At 64.9% G+C, this 20,282-nt stretch carries 16 protein-coding genes; 9 read left to right on the forward strand and 7 right to left on the reverse strand.

Translation table 11 applies throughout. The features are described from left to right. Together NTZ26_10030 and NTZ26_10035 are read right to left on the reverse strand one after the other, a co-directional pair. Nucleotides 1-425: metallophosphoesterase (locus NTZ26_10030; protein MCX6560833.1), on the reverse strand; the 425-nt coding region annotated here is incomplete at its 3' end. Further along, a complete protein-coding gene (locus NTZ26_10035) occupies nt 425-2,182 on the reverse strand; it encodes a hypothetical protein (GenBank protein ID MCX6560834.1) in 1,758 nt (585 codons plus the stop codon). The genes NTZ26_10035 and NTZ26_10030, both read right to left, overlap by 1 nt. A 124-nt stretch (nt 2,183-2,306) precedes the next feature. On the opposite strand from NTZ26_10035, the gene NTZ26_10040 reads away from it, so the two are divergent. After that, nucleotides 2,307-3,482: a transglutaminase-like domain-containing protein gene (locus NTZ26_10040; protein MCX6560835.1), complete on the forward strand. Its 1,176-nt coding sequence runs from the start codon at nt 2,307-2,309 to the stop codon at nt 3,480-3,482. Here NTZ26_10040 and NTZ26_10045 read toward each other — a convergent pair. Then, a complete protein-coding gene (locus NTZ26_10045) occupies nt 3,475-5,484 on the reverse strand; it encodes an alpha-galactosidase (protein MCX6560836.1) in 2,010 nt (669 codons plus the stop codon). The genes NTZ26_10040 and NTZ26_10045 overlap by 8 nt on opposite strands. 245 nt (nt 5,485-5,729) lie before the next feature. On the opposite strand from NTZ26_10045, the gene ftsH reads away from it, so the two are divergent. The 7 genes from ftsH (at nt 5,730) to NTZ26_10080 (ending at nt 13,469) form a co-directional block, all read left to right on the forward strand. Further along, complete coding sequence (gene ftsH / locus NTZ26_10050) at nt 5,730-7,592, forward strand: ATP-dependent zinc metalloprotease FtsH (GenBank protein MCX6560837.1); 1,863 nt, start codon at nt 5,730-5,732, stop codon at nt 7,590-7,592. Nucleotides 7,593-7,595: 3 nt separating this feature from the next. Next, nucleotides 7,596-8,489 (forward strand): dihydropteroate synthase, encoded by an 894-nt coding sequence (folP, locus tag NTZ26_10055; GenBank protein ID MCX6560838.1) that lies wholly within the window; start codon nt 7,596-7,598, stop codon nt 8,487-8,489. Continuing rightward, complete coding sequence (gene cdaA / locus NTZ26_10060; protein MCX6560839.1) at nt 8,479-9,249, forward strand: diadenylate cyclase CdaA; 771 nt, start codon at nt 8,479-8,481, stop codon at nt 9,247-9,249. Before folP ends, cdaA begins: the two co-directional genes overlap by 11 nt. Nucleotides 9,250-9,254: 5 nt before the next feature. Continuing rightward, complete coding sequence (locus tag NTZ26_10065; GenBank protein ID MCX6560840.1) at nt 9,255-9,914, forward strand: CdaR family protein; 660 nt, start codon at nt 9,255-9,257, stop codon at nt 9,912-9,914. After that, complete coding sequence (glmM, locus tag NTZ26_10070) at nt 9,911-11,260, forward strand: phosphoglucosamine mutase (protein MCX6560841.1); 1,350 nt, start codon at nt 9,911-9,913, stop codon at nt 11,258-11,260. The genes NTZ26_10065 and glmM overlap by 4 nt, the downstream gene beginning before the upstream one ends. 168 nt (nt 11,261-11,428) lie before the next feature. Then, nucleotides 11,429-12,139, forward strand: coding sequence for a pyridoxine 5'-phosphate synthase (locus tag NTZ26_10075; protein MCX6560842.1), 711 nt, complete (start codon nt 11,429-11,431; stop codon nt 12,137-12,139). A gap of 103 nt (nt 12,140-12,242) precedes the next feature. Continuing rightward, nucleotides 12,243-13,469 carry a Zn-dependent hydrolase gene (locus NTZ26_10080; protein ID MCX6560843.1) on the forward strand — a complete coding sequence of 409 codons (1,227 nt, stop codon included), beginning with the start codon at nt 12,243-12,245 and terminating at the stop codon, nt 13,467-13,469. Between the two features lie 6 nt (nt 13,470-13,475). On the opposite strand, the gene NTZ26_10085 is transcribed toward NTZ26_10080, so the two are convergent. Then, nucleotides 13,476-13,895, reverse strand: a complete 420-nt coding sequence (locus NTZ26_10085) for a peptide chain release factor-like protein (protein MCX6560844.1) — start codon at nt 13,893-13,895, stop codon at nt 13,476-13,478. An 85-nt stretch (nt 13,896-13,980) separates the two neighbouring features. Between NTZ26_10085 and NTZ26_10090 the strand changes: the two genes are divergently transcribed. Next, entirely contained in the window at nt 13,981-15,738 is a 1,758-nt protein-coding gene (locus NTZ26_10090; protein ID MCX6560845.1) for a M14 family metallopeptidase, read from the forward strand. Here the strand turns inward: NTZ26_10090 and NTZ26_10095 are convergent. The 3 genes from NTZ26_10095 to NTZ26_10105 all read right to left on the reverse strand — a co-directional run. Continuing rightward, a complete protein-coding gene (locus tag NTZ26_10095; GenBank protein ID MCX6560846.1) occupies nt 15,719-16,561 on the reverse strand; it encodes a PTS sugar transporter subunit IIA in 843 nt (280 codons plus the stop codon). The genes NTZ26_10090 and NTZ26_10095 overlap by 20 nt on opposite strands. 151 nt (nt 16,562-16,712) lie before the next feature. Further along, nucleotides 16,713-18,563 (reverse strand): GWxTD domain-containing protein, encoded by a 1,851-nt coding sequence (locus NTZ26_10100; protein MCX6560847.1) that lies wholly within the window; start codon nt 18,561-18,563, stop codon nt 16,713-16,715. Continuing rightward, the coding region (locus tag NTZ26_10105) for a GWxTD domain-containing protein (GenBank protein MCX6560848.1) at nt 18,560-20,282 on the reverse strand (1,723 nt) is incomplete at its 5' end. The genes NTZ26_10100 and NTZ26_10105, both read right to left, overlap by 4 nt.

Here is a 20,282-nt window from a genome sequence, read left to right on the forward strand (position 1 = left end):
AGGGCCAGGCGCTCCGGGCCGTCGTCATGGTTGCCGCGGATCGGGAAGACCGGGATCCCGGCCCGGAAGACGGGCTGCATGGCCTTCCGCCAATTGGCGTACTGGGTCTCGTAGGGCGTCCCGCCGTTCTTGAACCAACCGCTCGTCAAGTCTCCCGAAACCAGCAGGAAATCGATCTTCTCCCGCACGATCGCCTCGGCCAAGGCTTTGACGACCTCATCGTTGAGGCCGGATTTCCCCGGCGTATCCTTGTTGTCGCCCTGGGTGTCGCTGATGACGGCGAATCGCCAAGGATCAGCCGCGGCCTGCGGCCGGCCCGACGCGGCCGGGACAGCGGCAACGGAGCAGGCCGTCGCAAGAAGAAGGGCCGCAAGAACGAGCGCCGCGGCCGACGGCCGTCCAAGCCGGCCCGCCCGGCGGGCCATCAGACTTCGTCCTTGGCCGGCAGGTTTTTATACCAGGTAAAGTAGAGGATCCCGGCCAGGCCGGCCGCGACGGCCAGCCAGGCCCCGAATTGCTTCCAATTGCGCAAAAAGGCGTAAAACGGGAGAAGCGCCAAAGTGAACTGGAAGACGGCCGCGACGAGGCCGTTCAGCATGTCGATCTTGGGCATCTTGTCGCGGGCCGGGACGAGGCCGCGGCGGACCGCCTCGCGCCGGACGGGACCCCAGAACCCGAACGGGCGGACTTTGGCATAGAACTTGACCAGCACTTCCATGTCGGCGGGCTTGGTCAGTATCGAAATCACGATCGTGGCCAGCAGGCACATGCCCATGTCCAGGGCTAGGGAAGCGCTCGCATGGAGGCCTTTGAGGAGCAGCAGCCGCAGGCTGATCAACCCGGCCGACACGCCCATGCTCCAGACAAAGGCCTTGGCCCCGAACCGCCAGTAGTGCCAGCGCAGGGTGGCCGGGACGAGGATGACCGTGACCACCACGAAGACCATCGTCTCCCAGGCCGTGATGATGTTGGAGAACGACAGGCTCATGAGGAACCCGATGCCGACGGCCGCGGCTGAGGCGACTTTCCCCCAACGGACGAGCTGCAGCTGGGTCAGGTTCTTGGCGAAGTAACGCTTGACGAAGTCGTTGAGGATGACCGAGCTCGTGACGTTGATCATGGCGCTGATGGTGGACATCAGCGCCGCCAGCAGGACGGCCATGAAGAAGCCGCGCATGCCGACTGGGAATTTTTGCAAAACCAGCGGCATGATCTTCTCGGCGTCGAAGCCGGCCTGGTTGCCCAGATAGAACACCCCGAGGACCATGAAGGCGCAGCCCAGGATCCAACGCAGGTTGTAGCCGACCGTCCACATTCCGGCCGCGAGCTGGGCGTCCCGCGGCGAGCGCACGGTCAGGAAGAACTGGAAGTCCCAGACGTTGGGGCCGGCCAGGATGCGGAAGACCATCCAGAAGAACCCGGCTGCCAGGATCGGACCGAAAAGGTCAAAGTGCTGGTAGGCCGGAGCGGTGCCCGCCAGGAACGACGGCCATAGCTTCCAGGCGGGCAGGAGCGAGAACCAGCCCGGGTCCTTGGCGATGATGGTCGTAACGGCCGGCTTGGCGAAGACCATGACGGCCAGGATGACGGCACCGATGCCGATCAGGATGGTCTGGAAGACGTCGGTCAGGATGACCCCGAAGAAGCCGCCCAGGGTGACGTAGACCCCGACCACGATCAGGACGATGAGGGTGGACTCCCAGCGCGGGAAGGGCAGGAACTCCTCGGCAAACTTGCCCGTCCCGACGCTGATGAACATTAAGTTGCAGATCATCAGGACGAGCAGGAAGATGGCCGCCGCGAGCCGGGCCGCCTCGACGTCGCGCCCTTTTCCGAAGCGCGTCTCGTTCCACTCGGCGAAGGTCATGACCCCGGAGCGCCGGATGTACTTGGCCTGGAAGGCCATGTAGAAGGCAATGATGAACCAGCCCCAGAAGATGTGCGTCGCCCACATCGACTTGAGCCCCAGGTAGAAGATGATCCCGATCATGGACATCGTGCCGCCGATGTCGATGTAGCTCGAACAGCCGGACAGCCCCAGCATCCACCAGGGGATGTTGCGGTCGGCCAGGTAGTAGGAATCGAGCTTCTTGCTGGCCTGCTTTTTGACCGAGATTCCGATGGCCGCGACGATCGCAAGGTAAACGACAATGATGGCGTAATCGATGGGGTGGAGGCTCATACCCCGTATTTATAAAAAGCCGGGCCGATAGTCAAATCCGCTTTCATCCCGTCCCCGGCCCCCAAGTCGGCAACCTTCTCCATCCGCTCTTCGTCTAGAAGAGTAGGGCATCAAAGGAGAAGCCATGCGCATGTTCCAAAAGATAGCGGCGATTTTCCTGATGAGCGCCGGCCTCTGTCTCGGCGTCGCGGCCCAGGCCTCCCTGGAAGAACAGTTTCAGGCCGCGAACAAAGAACTCGCCCGCTGCATCGAAGCCAAGAACTGGGCCGGGGCCCTGGACGTTCTGGAACGCCAGTTGGGCCTCGCAGACCGGTCCGGGGACCCCGCGATCAGGGCCGGCGTCCTTTATAATAAAACCTGCTGCCTAGCGCTTTCCGGGCAAAAAGCCCGCGCGCTCGCGACTGCCCGGGAGGCGGTTAAGGCCGGGTTCACGGATTACGCCAAGTACGCCGCCGATTCCGACCTCGATGCCCTGCGTCCGGACTCGGAATTCAAGGTCTTCCTGGCGGACGTGAAGGCCCGTTTCGGCCCCCGGCCGCTCGTCTGGGACGAATCGCAGGCGCCGCCGCCTTTCGAATTGACGCTGGACGGCCCGGAAACGCCGGAATTCACCGAAATGCGGAAGGAGTTTTCGATCGACGAGGTCGTGGCCGGAGCCAAGGACGATTACGAGAAGCTTCGCCGCCTGACGGAATGGGTCAGCACGCGCTGGCAGCACAGCTCGACCCAGACGGCATCAAAAATCGATCCGCTCACGATCCTTCGGGAGGCGAAGGCGGGCGGCCGTTTCATCTGCCGGGATTACGCCGTCGTCCTGGCCGGAGTCGCCAAGGCCTACGGCATGCCCGCGCGGGTGCTCAACCTTCTGCCCCGGGACGTGGAAACTGGGAACGAATCCCATTCCGTGGCCGAAGTCTGGCTCGAGCCGTTCCACAAATGGGTCCTGGCCGACGGCCAGTACGGAGTGATCGGAGAGCTCGACGGCGTGCCGCTCAGCGGCCTCGAGCTGCAGGCGGCGTTCGCCGCCGACAAGCCCGTCCGGTGCGCGACGGGATCCGCCGTCTGCGCCGAATGGAAGCCGTTCATCCTGCGGAATGCGTTTTACTTCAAGATCGCCGACGACCAGCGTTCCTACCGCCGCAGCTTCAAGCGCCAGCTCGTCCTGGTCCCCAAGGGCTCGGCCGAACCCCACAAATTCTCCGGCGGCAACGAAGGGGTTTTCGCGGGCGCCGTCTACACGTCCAATCCCGGGACGTTTTACCTGCCCCCGAATCCGGCGCCCTCCAAGCGGCCTATTTGATTTTCTTATAAAACACCAGAGCCGAACCCGGAGCCTGGGGAACGGAGAGCTTCAATCGGGCCAGCTCGGCGCCCGGCATCGTTTTCACCGTCCCGGCGTCCTCAAACACCACTTCATAGCGGGCCCCCGGATCGATTCCCCGGAGCTCCGCCGACACGGAGTCCCCGGCGCACGTCTCCCGGCGGAAGACAAGAGCCAGGCCGGCCTCGAGGTCGGGCCGGTCGAACTGGTAGCCGAACCAGACGTCTTCCGATTCAAGGTGCGGGAAGAGCGGATAGAAATCGCCGATCATAAACGGCCGGATGCGGCGATAAACGGCCGTCGAGCGCTTGGCCTCGGCGGCCGTATGCTCACGGGCGTTGTTGATGAGCCCGTCCGGATCCGTGCCCACGTGGATGTTGCCGGCGGTCAAGGCGCTGCGGAAGGTGTAGGCCGGCTCATAGCCCAAGGCGATGGTGCCATGCAGCGGGACCCAGCGGAAAAGCCCGGCGTTCTGAAGTTGATCGGCGGCCGGGTGGGACCCTTCGCATTGCAGGTCGCTGTGCCAGAGCGGCAGGCCGCGGGTCAGGGTCTCCAAGTCGATGCGGCGGCCGCCGCCGGCGCAGACGTCGATGACCAGGTTCGGATGGCGCGCCCGCAGATCGTCCCACATGGCATAGAGACCCGTTATATACTGGTTTTCGGTCATCCCCTGCCGGTCCGGGGCGTCGGCTCGGCGCCAAAAGCCGAGAGGCGCAACGTTGAAATCCCAGCGCATCCAGTCGAGCCGCGTTTCCTTGATGAAGCCGTCCATGAGATCGGTCAGCCATCGCCGCGCTTCCGGGATGTGCAGGGCGAAGAGCTGGCTCCATTCCTTGTCCGGCTTCATGACCCATTCGGGATGCTCCTTTTGAACTTTGGTTCCGAAGTGGACCCGCTCGGGCTCGAACCACAAGAGATAGTCCAGTCCGGCCTTGTGCGCCGCGTCGGCGACGGGCTTCAAGCCGCGGGGGTATTTCGCCGGGTCGGTCTCCCAGTTTCCGGTCCCTTCGGGAAAGCCGCCGGGATACCAATGCTGGGGATCCATGTCCGACCAGAAGGCTTCGTAGCCGCGCTCCGCGAGGGCCGGCATGACCCGCACATGGGGCCCCTCATAGTCGCCCTTCGGCCCCACTTCGTTGACACTGGCGCAAATCGGCGAAAAGGCGAGCTCCCCGGCGCGCCGCGGAAGGACGTGCCGGATCAAGAGCTGGCGGAAAAGGTTGTTGCCGCGCAGGGGATCGGAACCCTCCCAGAAGACGAGCAGGATGCGCGGCGTGCGGACCGTCTCCCCGGGATTCAACGCCAGATTCGTCAGCTGCTGACCGGCCCAAAAATAAACGGCTCCGTCCCCCTCGCGGGCACAGGTCGCCTGCCACTGCCCCGTCCATCCGACCGCCACGGCGACGCCGCCCCCCTTCCAGGCCGCGTTGAAGAACGGCGCCACCCCGTCCGACGAGCGTCCGCCGTTGGGGGCCAGGGTGATCAAGTCCGGCCGGCCCGGAGAGAAGACCTTCTCCTGCGGCGCGAAGCTTTGCCCGGTGTTGTCGTCGCCGCGCATCCAATGGAGGACGGCCTCGCCTCTGGCTTCCTCGGGCAAGCGCATGTCCAGGCCCTGGATGCTCTTGAGGACGGGGCTTTTAGCCCCGCCCTTGTTCGTCAGGAACACGGTCCACTCGACGGCCGGGAAGTCCTCGTACTCGACCGAGACGCAGCGCGCTTCCAGCGCCGTGCGGGGGTCGACGTATGTCCGCGTGATCTGCAGGCGGCGGGAATCCAGGCGTGTCCGGCTCTCGGCATACTTCCAGTCCGACTGCAGGCTGCGGAAGCGCACCCCGTCATAAAGGAACGAAAAGGCGGGCCGGCTCCCCGTTCGAACCATGGCCATCTCGGACTTGGTGGGCGTCACCGCGGCCAGGGGGCCGGAGAGGAATACGAAGGACAGAATGGCGCCTAGGGTCATCAACGGCTTCCGTCTCGGCATCGTTCCTTCCTTTCAAAGCCGGTCGGGGCAATCGTATCCCGGTTGGAGAATGGGCCGATGGTAATTCCGGCGGGCGGGGGGCGTCAAGTCGTCGCGAAGACCGTCGAAGCGGACGCCTTGACGACGGCCGCGAAGACTGGTCATCGCCAAGACGGTCGAAGCGATCGTCTTGGTGACGATCAGCGGAACGGCCTATACAAATCCTCCGGCTCATGTTAAAATAGCAGGTCAAAAGAGGCATATCTATGGTTCAAAAGAGGAATTCCTCCCTAAAAAATATCATCTTCTGGGTGGCCGCGGGCGCGATCATCATCTTTCTCTGGTCCGTCCTGCAGACGCCGGCCCTGATCAAGACCGAGATCACCTTCAGCCAGTTCATGAACGACGTCGAGGGCAAAAAGGTCGAGGAAGTCACGATCACCGGCCTGCAGCTGCGCGGCCAATACCGCGACGGGACGACCTTCAAGACCGTCCTGCCGCCGCAGTACGACGACCTGATCAAGATCCTCCGCGGCAGCGCGGTCAACATCATCGTCAAAGACGCCAACAAGAGCCCCTGGTACTCCTATCTCTTCAGCTGGTTCCCGTTCGTCCTGCTGATTCTGTTCTGGGTCTTCTTCATGCGCCAGATGCAGTCCGGCGGCAACAAGGCCATGGCCTTCGGCAAGAGCCGGGCCAAGCTGTTCAACAATCAGCTCAAGAAAGTCACTTTCAAGGACGTGGCCGGGGTCGAAGAGGCCAAGGAGGAGCTGAACGAGATCGTCGGCTTCCTCAAGGAGCCGCAGCGGTTCCAGAAGCTCGGCGGCCGGATCCCCAAAGGCGTCCTGCTCGTCGGCGCCCCGGGCACGGGCAAGACCCTTCTGGCCCGAGCCGTGGCCGGCGAAGCCGACGTGCCCTTCTTCTCCATCAGCGGCTCGGACTTCGTCGAGATGTTCGTCGGCGTCGGCGCCTCGCGCGTCCGCGACCTGTTCGAGAACGGCAAGAAGCACGCCCCCTGCCTGATCTTCATCGACGAGCTCGACGCCGTCGGCCGCCAGCGGGGAGCCGGGCTGGGCGGCGGCCACGACGAACGCGAACAGACCCTGAACCAGCTCCTGGTCGAGATGGACGGTTTCGACTCCAACGAGGGCATCATCCTGATCGCGGCCACCAACAGGCCCGACATTCTGGACAGCGCGCTGCTTCGGCCGGGCCGCTTCGACCGCCGGGTCGTCGTCAACATGCCCGACGTCAAGGGCCGCGAAGAGATCCTCAAGGTCCATGTCCGCAAGATCCCGCTGGACGCGGACGTCGACCTCAAAATCCTGGCCCGCTCCACCCCCGGCTTCAGCGGGGCCGATCTGGCCAATATGATCAATGAGGCCGCCCTCGTCGGCGCCCGCCACAGCCAGGCGACCGTGACCATGAAGGACCTCGAGTATGCCAAGGACAAGGTCCTGATGGGGGTCGAGCGTAAAAGCATGATCATCTCCGACGAGGAGAAGCGGAGCACGGCCGTCCATGAAGCCGGCCACGCCCTGGTCGCCGCCCTCATCCCCGAAGCCGACCCGATCCACAAAGTGACCATCATCCCGCGCGGCATGGCCCTGGGCCTGACCCAGCAGCTGCCGCTCGACGACCGCTACACCTACAGCAAGGAATACCTGGAAGCCCAGCTCTCGGTCCTGCTGGCCGGCCGGGTGGCCGAGATGCTCTTCCTGAACAAGACGACGACCGGGGCGGCCAACGACTTCGAAAAAGGCACCGAGATCGCCCGCCGGATGGTCTGCCAATGGGGCATGTCCGACCTCGGCCCGCTGACTTTCGGCGAGCGGAACGACCTCATCTTTCTCGGCCGCGAGCTGACAGCCCACAAGAACTTCTCCGAGAAGACGGCCGAGCGGATCGACGAAGAAGTCAAGAAGATCATCAACCGCAACTTCGACCGCGCCCACCGGCTGCTCGAGGAAAACCGGACCCAGCTCGAGTCGATCGCCCGGCTCCTGCTGGAGAAAGAAGTCCTCTCCTCCGACGAGATCAATGCCGTCCTCAAGCCCGAGGCCGTGCCCCCGGCACCTGCGGCTCCCGCAGCACCGCCGCTGGCCGATCCCCAACCCGCCCAAGCGTGAGAGGTGAGACGAGAAGCCCCGCTCCGAATCAAAGGCGCGACCCAAGCGCTGGCCGCCCGGACCTGGCTTATGGGGATCATCAACGTCACGCCGGATTCTTTCTCGGACGGCGGCCTGTTTCTCGATCCCGCCCGGGCCGCAGCCCGCGGGCTTGAGCTGATCGAGGAGGGAGCCGACATCCTGGATATCGGGGGCGAGAGCACCCGGCCCGGCGCCAAGCCCGTCTCCGTCGAGGAGGAAATCCGGCGCGTCCTGCCGGTCGTCAAAGCCTTGCGGACCGCCTGCCCGACCCTCCTCTCGATCGATACCACCAAGCCCGAGGTCGTCCGGGCCGCGCTGGACGAAGGGGCGGACATCATCAACGATATCAGCGCTTTCAGCCTGGACACCCGGCTCCTCCGGTTCGTGGCCGAAGCGGGGGCGGGGCTGGTCCTGATGCACATGAAGGGCACGCCCCTGACCATGCAGGCCAACCCCCACTACCACGACGTCGTGGCCGAGGTGCGGGCCTTCCTGGACGAGAAGCTGACCGTGGCCCAGGCCTACGGCGTGGATCCCCAGGCCGTCATCCTGGATCCGGGCATCGGGTTCGGCAAGCGCCTGGATGACAACCTGGCCCTGCTCGGCGGCCTCCCCACCCTGGCCTCGCTCGGCCGGCCCCTCCTCGTCGGCGTCTCGCGCAAGTCGTTCATCGGCAAGATCCTCAACGCCCTGCCGCAGGATCGTCTGGAGGGGACGATCGCAGCCGCCGTCATGGCCCTGGCGGGCGGGGCGCATATCCTCCGCGTCCACGACGTCCGGGCCGTCAAGCGGGCGGTCCTCGTCGCCGACGCCATCCTCGCCGCCGAGGGCTCCGCGCCGCCGCCGGAGCGCCGGGAGCCGCGCTATGCTCAATGACGTGCTGACGGCCCTCCACCGCTTCAACCTGGTCGACTTCCTGGATATCCTGGTCGTCGCGTTCCTCATCTACGCCTTCATCCTGCTGATCAAGAGCACCCGGGCTTACCCGATGGCCCTGGGCATCGGATTCGTCGGCCTGCTGCTCCTGCTGACCCGCTGGGCCAAGCTGAACGTGGCCAATTGGGTCCTGCAGAACCTGGCCAGCTACGTGATCATTGCCATCATCGTCCTCTTCCAGGCGGAGATTCGCCGCTTCCTGACGGGGTTGGGATCGCGCTCGTTCCGCAAGCCGCTGACCATGCGCTCGCTGCAGGACAAGGCCGAAGACCTGCGAATGGCCGTGGACTACATGTCCCAGCGCAAGATCGGAGCCCTGATCGCGGTCGAGAACGACATCTCGCTGGCCAACTACGCCGATCGGGGCGTCAAGATCGACGCCGTCCTGTCCAAGGACCTCCTGGTCAGCCTGTTCTTCCCCCACTCGCCGCTTCACGATGGGGCGGTCCTCTTGCGCGGCGGGACGATCGTCGCCGCGGGCTGTCTGCTGCCTCTGCCGGCGGTTCACAACCTGGGCGCCGACGCCCAGACCCGGACCCGGCACCTGGCCGCCATCGGGCTGTCGCAGGAGACGGACGCGGCGGTCATCGTCGTCTCCGAAGAGACGGGCGGCATCTCGCTGGCCCTGCGCGGCATCCTCCAGTCCATGGCCGACGCGGACGTGCTGAAAGACCGTCTGCTCGAACACCTCCAGAGATGAGACTCATGCTCAAGGATCTCTTCACCCGCAATTGGTCGCTTAAGCTGCTCGCCTTCTTCCTGGCTCTGATCCTCTGGATCACCCTGGTGCCCGAGGAAAAGACCTACAGCGAGCGGACGTTGGCGGTCCCGCTTGAAACCCTCAACATCCCCCCAACCATGGAGCTCGTGGAAAAAGCCGTCTCGGTCGTGGACGTTACGGTGCGGGCCACCAATCGCCTGCTCGGGCGGGTCACGTCCAACGACATCACCGCCGTTTTGGACCTCAAGAACGCCGTCGTGACCCAAGAGGACTTCGCCCTCGATGCCTCCATGGTCGTCGTCCCGCCCAACGTCAAGGCGGTCCGGGTCTTCCCGCCCAAAGCCCACCTCAAGCTGGAGCGGGCCAACGAAGTCGAGATGGAGGTCGTCCCGACGATCGCGGGGGCGGTCAAGGACGGTTACCGCATCGACAAGATCGAGGCATTTCCCCCAAAAGCCAAGATCCGGGGGCCGGAAAGCAAGTTCCGGATGCGCGACCGGCTGAAGACGGGGCCGGTGGACGTCGCCGGTCTCACGGCTTCGATCGAGGTCGAGACGGATCTCGTCGTGCCGCGGCCCGACCTGCGGATCCAGGCCGGGCCGGCCAAAGTCCGGGTCCGGGTCACGATCGCCAAGACCCGATGAAACAGCTTTTCGGGACCGACGGCATCCGCGCGACGGCGGGCGAATACCCGCTCGATGCGATCTCGATCTACCGGCTGGGCCGGGCCCTGGTCGGATTGCTGGCGCGGGAAGGGCTGCGTCCCGAGATCCTGGTCGGCCGGGACACCCGCGAATCCGGGGAGTGGATCGAGGCGGCTTTCCTGCAAGGCGTCGCCGACGCGGGCGGGTCCGGGCACAGCGCCGGGATCATCCCGACCTCGGGCGTCGCCTTTCTGACGAAGACAAACGATTTCTCGGCCGGCGCCGTCGTATCGGCCTCGCACAATCCATTCCGCGACAACGGCATCAAGATCTTCTCGCACCTGGGCTTCAAGATCCCGGACGATTGGGAGGAAACGCTGGAAGCCTCCCTTCTGGACCGGAAAAAGGGAACGGCACCGGCATCGGCGGCCGTGCGGCGGGCCGAGCAGCGGCTGATCGACCAGTACGAGTCATTCCTGGTCGGCCGGCCGGCCGGCCTCCGGCGGGAGGCACCGTTCAAGGTCGTCCTTGACTGCGCCAACGGGGCCGCGTCGCGGATCGCGCCCGAAGTCTTCCGTGCGGCGGGCTGCGAGGTCGCCGCGATCAACGCCGCACCTGATGGGCGCAATATCAACGCCGGGTGCGGCGCCCTCCACCCGGAGGCCTTGGCCAAGGCCGTCGTCCGCGAGCGAGCCGACCTGGGGGTAGCCTATGACGGCGACGCCGACCGGGCGATGTGGGCCGACGCGGCGGGCCGTCTGCGGAACGGCGACCATACCCTATTCGGGCTGGCCCGGTTCATGGCCGGCCGGGGACGGCTCAAGACCGACGCGGTCGTAGCCACGAGCATGAGCAACATCGGTCTGGAAAAAGCCTTGGGCGCCTTGGGTCTGCGGCTGATCCGGACCCGGGTCGGCGATAAATACGTCCTGGAGCGGATGCTCGAACTGGGAGCCAACCTCGGCGGCGAGCGCTCGGGGCATACCATCCTACTCGACGATTGCCCGACGGGCGACGGCATCCTGACCAGCCTCCGGGTTCTCGAGGCCATGGCCGCCACGGGCGGGACGCTGGCCGACCTCGTCGCCGGGCTGGTCGAATACCCCCAGATCCTGCTGAACGTCCGCGTCGCGAGCAAGCCGGACCTGAACGGCATCCCCGAAGTGACGCGGGCCGTCGAGGCCGTGCGGCAAGCAGTCGCCGGGCGGGGTCGGCTCGACGTGCGGTACAGCGGCACCGAGCCGCTGGCCCGCGTCATGCTGGAAGGCGAGAGCCAGGCCGAGATCGAGGATCTGGCCGGCCGCATCGCCGGGGCCATCACGCGCGCCATCGGCGCAAAAGAATAAGGGAACGGGCTCTGCAGCCCTCGATTTTTGAGAAAACGAGGGCAATATGCGTAATTTCCTATTTCGCGCCGTACGCGCCGCCGAATGAGCCCCCGAACGCTTTCCGTCCTCAATATTCGAAAGTGCCCGAAAAATCCGATTCGTGTATCATAGAGGGAGGAGTCAGCCATGCGCCTATCCGTGAACGTTGATCATTTCGCCACCCTCCGCCAGGCTCGTCGCTCGAACGAGCCCGATCCCGTGCTGGCCGCCCTGCTGGCCGAGCAGGCCGGGGCCGACGGCATCACCGCCCACCTCCGGGGCGACCGGCGGCACATCAACGAGCGCGACCTGAAGCTCATTCGAGCTACCACCAAGACCAAGCTGACCGTCGAGATGGCCGCGACCGAAGAGATGAAGGCCGTCGCGCTGGCCGTCCGGCCCGAGGTGGTTTGTCTGGTGCCCGAGCGGCCCGAGGAGCTGACCACGACCGGAGGGCTTGATGTTTTAGCCCACCGCAAAGCCTTGGCGCCGCATGTCAGGGCCTTGGCCAAGGCGGGCATCCGGGTCTGCGTCTTTGTCGATCCCGCCCCTCGTCAGATCAGCGCCGCGGCCGGGCTGGGCATCCCTCAAATCGAGCTCCACACCGGCCTATACGCCAAGGCCGGCAAGCCGTCGGCCCGGGACAAGGCGCTGGCCGATGTGCGTCGGGCGGCCGCCTGGGGCGTCAAGCAGGGCTTGGAAGTGACGGCCGGCCACGACATCGATTACCGCAACGCCGGCCCGATCGTCGCCATCCCCCATATCACGGAGCTCAGCATCGGCTTCGCGATCGTGGCCCGAGCGGCGATCGTGGGCATCAGCCAGGCCGTGCGCGAAATGGCCGCCCTGCTCAAATAGGGGTCAGGTCTTAAGATATAAGTTATCTCCGATCTCGTATTTGAATTGATTGGCAAGGCGAGAAACCTTAAATCTTAAGACCTGACCCCTCTTGGAGGCGGATATGAGCATCAATATCAATTTAGCGCGATTGCGGAAACACATCGAAGAGCTGGGAGCCATCGGCCGCGATCCGCGCGGCGGCCTCTCGCGCCCATCGTTCAGTCCGGCCGACCTCGAGGCCAGGGCCTGGCTCAAGGACCGGATCGAAACCGCCGGCCTCGATCACCGTGTGGACGGGGCGGGCAATATCTTCGGCTTCCTGGGCGAGGGCGGGCCGGTCGTCATGGCGGGCTCCCATATCGACACCGTCATGAACGGCGGCGCCTTCGACGGCGCCGCGGGAGTGCTGGCCGGGCTCGAGGCCCTGCAGCGGATCCGCGATGAGGGTTACCGTCTGGCCAAGCCCCTGGCCGTAGCCGCATTCACCGACGAGGAGGGCAACCTGGTCGGCGATTTCCTGGGCAGCCGGGCCTTCACGGGCACTTTGGACCGCGGCCTGCTGGAGAAAGGCCTGACCTCCTTCGGCGCGCCGCTGGCCGATGTTCTCGGCGGCTCGGAGTTCTCGATCGAAAGCATCCTCGGCGCCGCCGCCGAAGCGCCCGCGCTGGCGGCTTTTCTGGAGCTGCACATCGAACAGGGCCCAACCCTCGACGACGAGAGCGTCCCGATCGGCCTCGTCGACGTCATCGCCGGCAAGCACTATCGCTGGTGCTCATTCCACGGCCAGGCGGGGCACGCCGGGACGGTGCCGCTGGAGTTGCGCCGCGACGCTTTCCTGGGCCTGGCCGATTTCGCCCTGCGGGCCACCCAACACGTCGCCACTCGCCACTACGGCAGCTTCGTCACGATCGGCAAAGCCCATGTTCATCCGGGCGTCTTCTCCATCATCCCCGGCCGAGCCGACTTTTCCTTCGAGTTCCGCAGCCGATCGCCCGAAACCCTGGCCACCCTGGAAACGGAGCTCTTCGCCCTGGCCGAGGAAGTAGCGGCCACGCGGGGGCTCGAGTTCGGTTCGCGGGTCATCGATGCGACCTCGCCCGTAACGGTGCCCGAGCCTCTGCTCGTCCGGCTGCGGGCCGCCTGCGCCGATCGCGGCTACGAATACCGGACGCTCACGAGCGGCGCCGGTCATGACGCCCAGATCCTGGCGGCCAAGGCGCCGACGGCAATGATATTCGTCCCCAGCCCGGACGGCGTCAGCCACGCCCCGGAGGAATCGATCCGCTGGGATGACCTGGAAAAAGGCGCCAACCTGCTCCTCGACGCCCTGATCGGCTTGGCCGGCTGAGGCGGGTTATTCGTCGATGGCGATGCGGCCGGAACGCCCCTGCTTGATCTCGCCGCGCTTCTTCTTGTCCTCGAGCATCTTCAGCTTGGATCGCTTGGAGCGCTTCCGCTTCTGCCGCCGGATCTTCTCGATCCGGGCCTGTTCGGCGCTCTCTGCACCCTTCTGCTTGGTTTCGATCTTGTCGGCCAGGATGCGGCGGGCCAGGAACCGGTTCAGGCCCTGGGTTCGTTCTTGCTGGCACTTGACCTCGATCCCGGTCGGAACGTGCTTGAGGTAGACGCAGGTCTCGACTTTGTTGACGTTCTGGCCGCCTTTGCCCTGGGAACGGACGAACTTCTCGATCAAGTCGGCTTCGCGGATGCCGAGCTTCTCCATGTGCTCGCGCAGGGCGGCTTCCTTGTCGGAACGGACCGGATACCGGGACATGGCCCTAGGATAGCACAACTCGGGCCCGCCGTTGACGCTCCCAGGGGAAAGCACTACACTTGCGCTCTATGACAGGAGACCCCGCATGACCAAGACGCTCCACCCGATCCTTTCGCTTCTCGCCGCCGCGTTCCTCATCGCCGCCGCCGCGCCCGCCCTCTCGGCCCAGGCCGCCCCCGGCCAGAAGCTTTTGACCGTGGCCGAGATGACGGATTACAAACAGACTTCGCTCCACGCCGACGTGGTGGCGTTCATCCGCGAGCTCCAGAGGCTTAGCCCGCTGCTGCGGGTCGAGACGCTGTGCATCTCGACCGAGGGCAAGGACGTACCGCTGGTCATCGTCGGCAACCCCCTGCCCGCCTCTCCCCTCGAGCCGCGGCTTCTGCGCAAGCCGGTCGTCTACATCCAGGCCAACATCCATGCCGGCGAAGTCGAGGGCAAGGAAGCCTGCCTGATGCTGCTCCGCGACATCCTGACGGCCCCCAAGCCGCTCTACCTGGACAAGCTGGTGCTCCTCGTCGCCCCGATCTTCAACGCCGACGGCAATGACAAGATCGATCCCAAGAGCCGGCCCGGCCAGGTCGGCCCCGAGATGGGCCAGGGCGTCCGCTATAACGGCCAGGGCCTCGATCTCAACCGCGACGCCGTCAAGGCCGAAAGCCCCGAGGTCCAGGGACTGCTCGCCCGCGTCCTCAACCCCTGGGATCCCGTCCTGCTCGTCGACTGCCACACCACGGACGGCGCCTGGCACGAGCAGACCGTCACCTACGCTTGGCCGATCAACCCCAACGGCGACAATGCCCTGGTCGAGTACCAGCGGTCCAAGATGCTGCCGGCCATCGAGAAGATCATGAAGGACAAGTACGCCACCCTCGGGCTCGGGTATGGCGGCTACCGCGATTCGCGCGATCCGTCCAAAGGCTGGATGACCCTCGACCCCCAGCCCCGCTACATCACCAACTACATCGGCATCCGCAACCGGATGGGCATCCTGGACGAAAATTATGTTCACGCCGATTTCAAGACCCGGGTCCAGGGCAACTACGCCTTCCTGCGGGCCATCCTGGACTACTGTGCCGCCAACACAGAGGAGATCCTCCGGATGACGGCCGAGGCCGACGCCCGGACCTCCGCCCGCGGCCTGGCCCCGACGGACAAGGACCAGTTCGCAGTCGAGTTCGACGTCCGCGCCTTGGTCAAGCCGATTACGGTCCTAGGCTACGTCATGGAACCCGTACCCGCCCCGGCCGCTCCGGCCGCAGCGAACCCTCCCGCCACCGGGGCCGTGACGCCTCCAGCGGCGGGCACCAAGCCGGTCGGCGCTCCTCCCGCGGGTGGCCCGCCCCGCCAAATGATGCGCCGCACCGACAAGAAGATCGCCTATACTATCCCCTATTTCGCCGACTTCTTCCCCAAGCGGACCCTTCCATTGCCGGCCGGCTACCTTCTGCCCCTGCCGTCCAAGGAAGTCGTCGACAAGCTCCTGCTGCACGGCCTGCTCGTCGAGAAGCTGGTCCAGCCGGTCCAGCTCGAAGTCCTGACCTTCAAGCTGAAGGAGATCAAGGGGGCTGAGCGCATCTACCAAGGCCACCGGACCAACACCGTCAAAGGCGAGTACATTGCGGAGACGCGGAGCTTCCCGGCCGGGACGTGCTTCGTCAGCATGGCCCAGCCGCTGGCCAACGTGGCCGCTTATCTGCTCGAGCCGGAGTCCGACGACGGACTGTTGGTCTGGAATTATTTCGACCGCGAGATCGTGCCGCAGTGGAGCCGGGAGCTGGCCTCCTACCCGGTTTACAAGCTGATGAAGCCGGCCGTTCTGGTCAAGCAGACGGTCCGCTGACTAATTTTTTCTTGCGTTTGGCAGCCACGAGATACTTGCCGCAGTTCTCGCAGACGTAGATGTCGTTGCTGCCCTCGATGGCCGAGCTCATTTCGGTCGAGACGCTGATGTAGCAGCCCTGGCAGACGCCCTCGTCGACCTCGGCCACGGCGAAGCCGTAGCGGGCGTTGAGCTTATCGAACCGGACGAGTAGGGCCTCGTCCAACTCCTCGCGGATTAAAGCGGCTTGGGCGGCCAGGGTTTTGAGCTGGGCTTTGGGCGCCTTCCGCTTCTTCATCTCGATTTCCTGCAGCTTCTTGAGCAGGCCGGCCCGGCTGACGATCTTGTCCTCCTGGGGCAGGCGGAGCTCGATCTCCGACAGCGCCGCATAGAGCTCGGACTTGTCGGCCGCTTTGAAGATGCGATCCCGGAACTCGGGCTTGCGCAGAAAGTTGGCCAGCCCTGCAAATAGATGGTTGAACAGCCCGGGCAGGCCCGGATTCCAGATGATCAGGATGATCAGGTGGACTTTTTTCTTGTCCGCGGCCTCGAAATCGAGGCCGGCGGCGGATCGGCCGACGGCGATAGCGATCTCGCCTTCCGTGTCGACCCGGGCGTGGGGCACGGCGATCCCGTCGCCGAGCGCGGTCGTGACCAGGTTCTCGCGGTCGATCAGCCGGGTCAGAAGAACCTTCTTGTTGGAGATGAGCTTCTGCTTGGCCAGGACGTCGAGGAGCTCCTCGATGGCTTGAACCTTGTCCTTGGACTTGAGATCGTGGATAACCTGGGCAGGCTTGAGATAGTCGGAAAAATGGGAAATATCAAGGAGGTCTTTTTTGTCCATGAATGCTCCGTGGCCCCCTATCTTACAGCCCCGGAGCCTTTCGGTCAATGAAATCAGGGGTCAGGTCTTAAGATGGAAGCTTTCTCGAGCCGCTTCTTCATCAATTACGAAAACTTTATTAAAAGAAAACTTATATCTTAAGACCTGACCCCTATTTGATGAGCGCTTGGATGCGCGGCTGGTCCGGCATGATGGCGAGGGACTTCTTCCAGGCGGCCAGCGCCTTGCCCCTCTCGCCCAGCTCGGCGTGGCAGTCGCCCAGGGCGTTCAGGGCCTCGACCGAGCCCGGCTCGACGGAGGCGGCCTTAGCCAGCCGGGTCAGTGCCTCAGCAGCGCGGCCCGTCTTGAGAAGCTGCACGCCGAGCGCAAAATCGACCGCTGGGTCTCCCATCCGCGGCAGCGGCTGGATGTTCGTCCAAATTCCAGGCACGGAGCCGGCCGCCAGCCGGAGGTCCGCCTGCGAGGCAAGAATCGTTCGATCGTCGCCGTCCACGAGGGCCGCCCCCAGGGTGTAGGTCGAGGCGGCGAGCTTCTCGGTCGGAATCGATTCGACGACCGCCAGAGGATCGGGACAATCGCGCAGAGCCTTGCGGGATGTCCAAAGGGCGCGCCCATCCCCCGTCAACGTGAAGATCAGAGCGCCTTTCTCCTTGAGCGAGGCCGTCAGCCCGCGCAGCTGGAGGAAAGCGAAAAATCCCTCCGTCTTCGGAAAGAGGTTGTCGACCGAGGGATAGACCTGAGCGCGGCCGACTTGAAAGGCCCCGGCCGCCGCGCCTTCCGGCGCCTCCGCGAAGATCTTGCGGGCCAGGATCAGCGGACTCATGGCCGGCTCCCGTGATGCGGGGACTTCGATCGTCTTCTCCGCCGTGGCATACTCGTTGCTGATCGTATTCTCGAGCCGGAGCGACAAGGTCCACGCGCCGGGGATGACGGGGACGGCGTCCTGGAGCTGAAAAGCCCGCTCGCTCATGCTTTTCAATTCCTCCGGCCGCAGCTCGAGGGGGATCGTCTTCATATGCTCGAAAACGGTCGCTCCCGAGGCGTCCGCCAGGCACACGGTCAGCCTCAGGTTCGCCAGGCATCGATCGCCGAAACGCTCGAAGGTGAGGGCCTCGGGCGCCAAGGCGAAATGGAGAAACGTCCGACCGTCCGCACCATCCAGGATGGCCGTCGCCGCGGCGCCGGCGACGAGCTTAACGGAGGTGCGGGCTTCGGGGATGGGCTTATGCTCGCGGATGGCCATCGTATAGCTGTCGTCGATCTTCTTCAGGAGGTACTGCCCGATCTCGGCGCCCAAGCTGCCCGCGGAAACACGGCTCAGGGCTCCGCCCAGCCCCGGAACCTCGGGCGAGACGGCCGAGGCGACTTCGAACAGCGAGTTCGCCTCCAGAAGCAGGAAAACGCCTATGTCGTAGTCGTCCCACGCCCGGGGAAAGGTCGAGCTCGTCTTCCCCGGGAGCGGATTCAGGGCCAAGTGCTTGGGCGAATCGAACACGGGATTGTAAAGGACGAAATCGCCGGCCCCGTCTCGTTGGTAGAACAGAAGACGGAAGAAAAGAGCACGGCCGACGGCCGGATTGCCCTGAATCGTCCACAGCTCCATCTGGCGGAAGCCTTCCCGCCTGAAGCGCTGGGCCTCCAGCGGAGGGCCGAGGGCGATGTAAATGCGGCCGCGCTGCGACTTGCGGCCCCGCAGAGCCGCGCCGAGGCCGAAGGTTTTATCGGCAAACTCCAAGCGCCGATAATGCTCCTCCCTATACTCGTTGCGGGGCATGTCGGGCGTCGGGTCGCGCCGGCGCCAGAACTCCTCGATCAGTCGGTCGCGGTCGGCGTCCGTTTCGAGGCGCAGGAACGCATCGCGTTCGGTGAAAGTGATGATGTCCGCCACTTCGTCCTCGAGCCAGGCTTGGTGGCGCGGGGCAAGAGGACGGTCCTGGATGGAGGCAAAGCCCGCCGGAGCGCCGACGGCAAGCGCCAGGACAGCGGTTAAAATGACATTCATCGGATTTCAAGGATCCGGGCCTTGATCGCCTCCTGATTCGGCATGATGGCGAGGGACTTCTTCCAGGCGGCCAGCGCCTTGTCCTTCTCGCCCAGCTCGGCGTGGCAGATCTCGAAGAAATCGAAGCCCGCTTCCTTCGCTTCAACCAGGGGAAGAAGGACATCCCGGGCCTTGCTCGGATCTTTTGCGGCCAGCAGCGCTCGCGCGTAGCCGACGGCATACTCGATATTGTCCGGCCTGGCCCGCGCCGCCTTGGCCAGCGATGAAACGGCCGCGTCGATCCGGCCGGCGTTCAACGCTTGCGTGCCCAGCATGAAATCGATCGCCGGGTCGCCGGCCGGCGGTAAAGGCAGGGCCGAGACCCAGACGCCGGGCACAGCCTCGCCGGTCAAACGGACGTCGGTCTGCGCGGCCAGAATCTCGCGGCCGCTTTCGTCCGCCAAACCGGCCCGAAGCTGGTAAGTCGCGGCGGCCAAGCCCGCGACGGAAATTTCTTCGATCACGGTGCCCGGGTCGGCATATTCCCGCAGGGTCCGCCGGACGCTCCAGAGCGGCTTGCCGTCGCCGGACAGCACGAATGTTATGGCGCCCTTTTCCTTCAGCGCCGAAGTCAGGCCGCGCAGTTGGAGGAAGGCGAAAAAAGGCTGTTTCTCGGGAAAAACGTTGTTGACCGATGGGTAGAGCTGGAGCCGGCCGACCTGAAAGGCGCGAGTCGCGGCTTCCGCCGGCGCGTCCTTGAAGACCCGGCGGGCCAGGACAAGCGGGCTCATAGCCGGCCCGTCCGGCGCGGCAACCTCGATCGTCTTCCCGACGCTGGTAAATTCCTTGGAGACCGTGTTCTCGAGCAGGATGGAGAGAAGCCACTTGCCGGGAATCACGGGCACGGCGTCGTAATACTGGAAGGAGCTCGCCTGCAGGCGCTTCAGCTCCTCGGGCCGGAGATCGAGGGGAACGGACTTTTCCTGCTGGAAGACCGTGGCACCCGTCGCGTCGGCCAGCCGCAGGGTGATCCGCAGCTCGGTCACATAGCGGTCCCCATAGCGGTCGAGCGAGACCGTCTCCGGAACAAGAACATAATGAAGAAACGGGGTCCCGGAGCCGTCCTCAAGAACGGCGATGGCCGTCCGGTTGCCGATGTGCTTGACGGAATAGCTGACGTCGACGACAGGCCTGTGCTCCAAAATGGCCAGGGCATAATCGGCGCTGGCGCGCCGCTGGGGATTGGCCTGCACCTCGGCCAGCATGATGGACGTCTGTTGGCGATAAACTCCCCTCTCGGCTCCGCCGGTCATCCGCATGACGTCCAGAAGCATCCGATCCCGCAGGACCAGCATGGCGCCCTTGTCCCATTCGTCCCAATCCTCTGGATCTTCCGGTTCTTTTTGCCCCCGCCGTGGCGTCTGGACGAGGTCCTTGGGCGAATTGGCGACGGGATTGTAGATCACATAATCGCCCGCTCCGCCTCGCTGGTAGAAGAGGATCTGAAGAGTGGACATTTGGCCGAGGCCGGGCTGCCCTCGAATCGTCCAAAGCTCCATGGGGACGGCTTCGGGAGACATATAACGCTGAACGTCGAGTGGGGGGCCGAGGGCGATGTAAATCCGGCCGCGATCGGTCTTGCCGCCTTGGAACGGCAGGCCGCGTCCGAAGGTCTTGTCGGCGAAGGCCAAGCGGCGGTAATGCTCGTCTCTGAACTCGTTGCGGGCCGTGCCGGGCGTC

It is taken from the genome of Candidatus Aminicenantes bacterium, assembly GCA_026393855.1.
In the GTDB taxonomy this organism is placed as follows: Bacteria; Acidobacteriota; Aminicenantia; order Aminicenantales; family UBA4085; genus UBA4085.